Origin of the sequence: Microcystis sp. T1-4, from assembly GCF_000297435.1 — a bacterium.
GTDB lineage: Bacteria > Cyanobacteriota > Cyanobacteriia > Cyanobacteriales > Microcystaceae > Microcystis.
Map to the genome: position 1 here is coordinate 1 of NZ_CAIP01000007.1, position 1,602 is coordinate 1,602.

The following is a 1,602-nucleotide window of genomic DNA, read 5'->3' on the forward strand; positions in this document are numbered from 1 at the left end:
ATCAACTTTAGAGCATTGCTGGACAGAGAGGGAGCTTGGGGAATTTTCTACAGTGTAAGTTCGGAAGAACCAGATTTATCAAAAAAGAACTAACTTAGTCGATTTTCCTGTAGGATGATAATACTTAGAGTTTATTATTCTGCGACGGGCTATGGGATCAATTGAGCAACTGACAGAAGAGATATTGTCCTTACCTAGTGTATCAAGGGCGCTGCTTGCAGACAAGTTGGTAGAAAGCTTAGAATTCGATACCGATTCAACAATTCAGGCAGTTTGGGTGACTGAAGCAAAAAGACGAAGAGGCGAGGTTCGAGATGGCTCTGTGCAGCCAATTTCGGGGGAAGAAGCTCTGGCTCAAGTTAGACGACTGATTGAGCCATGAGGTATGTATTTCACCCTGAAGCTCTCACTGAATATGCTGAAGCGGTTCAATACTATACAGAGCAACGGGTTGAGGTTGCACAGGCATTTATCAATGCTATCGAGGATACGGTTTATCGAATTAGAGCATCTCCTACTCATTATGTTGTTATTGATGATGCTGTCCGACGATGCATGGCACGCAGATTTCCCTATGCAATTCTCTATACAATCGAGCAAGACTACATTCTCATTTTGGCGGTTATGCATTGCAGCCGAGAACCTGGATACTGGAAAAGTCGTAGATAGTAGAAGTTCCCAGCAGCCTAACGGTGATTGATTTAATAACCCTGGATTGTCCGTAGGATGGTAATATCTAGAGTTTTTAGTAGGGTGCGCTCTTCGATAGCGTAACGCACCAAGTAGTAGTTAAATTAATGATAGATGTGGTGCGTTACGACGGATTGTTAGATGATTGAGTAGGGGCGAAGCATTCGGACAATAACCTATTACTGAAACCCTAGATTTCCTATCCGAATGCTTCGCCCGTACCCCGAATTTTTCTATAGCAAACTCAATTGGGGATGGGGGGTGAGTGCGATCATGGATTTTAAGCTATAATCAAAGATGTTGATTTATCCCATGAAGTAACAATGTTATCGATTAATCTAGATCGAGAAACCGAGAGCTATCTAGCAGACATCATTTCCGAAGAGAATATTAGCTCAGAAGAACTTCTGAAAAAACTCATTTACGAACATTGGCAAAGCTTAAAACCGCGTAAAACTTTATCACAACGCCGGGGAGGTCATCCTCAGCATCTTTTAGAAAATGCTCCACCTGATTTATCATTGCGAGAAAACCGCAAAAAAGTAGTGGCAGAATATATAGCACTTCTTGGAGCTATGAGGTACAATGAAAAGCAAATAGACAAATAATAGAACTCGCCAGCTTCCTATGAGACCCTATTCCGTAGATTTTCGCCAAAAAATTATCGATGTCTGGAAGAAAGAAAAAATTTCTATTCGAGGACTAGCCCAGAGATTTGACGATTTGACGGGGAGCATCTCACTTACGCGATAAGTAATTATACTTAGCCTAAAAGCCACTCTTAATCGTGTCTTGGAACGAAATAGAGGCTTTTAAAGACTGCGTACATGGAGAATTAAAACAAGAATTACCCTCGAAAAGCCTATTTTTCCACTAAGTATTTATGCTCATTGCAAAGGTGAGATGCTCCCG

General features: G+C 41.4%; 3 protein-coding genes. All 3 read left to right on the forward strand.

Going from position 1 to position 1,602, the window contains the following annotated elements; all coding sequences use genetic code 11:
• The first annotated feature begins 151 nt into the window (after positions 1 to 151).
• The 3 genes from MICAI_RS00285 to MICAI_RS00295 all read left to right on the forward strand — a co-directional run bounded on the left by MICAI_RS00285 (position 152) and on the right by MICAI_RS00295 (position 1,298).
• A complete protein-coding gene (locus tag MICAI_RS00285; RefSeq protein ID WP_002753232.1) occupies positions 152 to 382 on the forward strand; it encodes an addiction module protein in 231 nt (76 codons plus the stop codon).
• The gene (locus tag MICAI_RS00290; RefSeq protein ID WP_008196003.1) at positions 379 to 669 is read left to right on the forward strand and encodes a type II toxin-antitoxin system RelE/ParE family toxin; all 291 of its coding nucleotides are present in this window, start codon (positions 379 to 381) and stop codon (positions 667 to 669) included. Before MICAI_RS00285 ends, MICAI_RS00290 begins: the two co-directional genes overlap by 4 nt.
• 344 nt (positions 670 to 1,013) lie before the next feature.
• Positions 1,014 to 1,298: a hypothetical protein gene (locus tag MICAI_RS00295; RefSeq protein ID WP_008196005.1), complete on the forward strand. Its 285-nt coding sequence runs from the start codon at positions 1,014 to 1,016 to the stop codon at positions 1,296 to 1,298.
• The last annotated feature ends 304 nt before the right edge of the window (positions 1,299 to 1,602 follow it).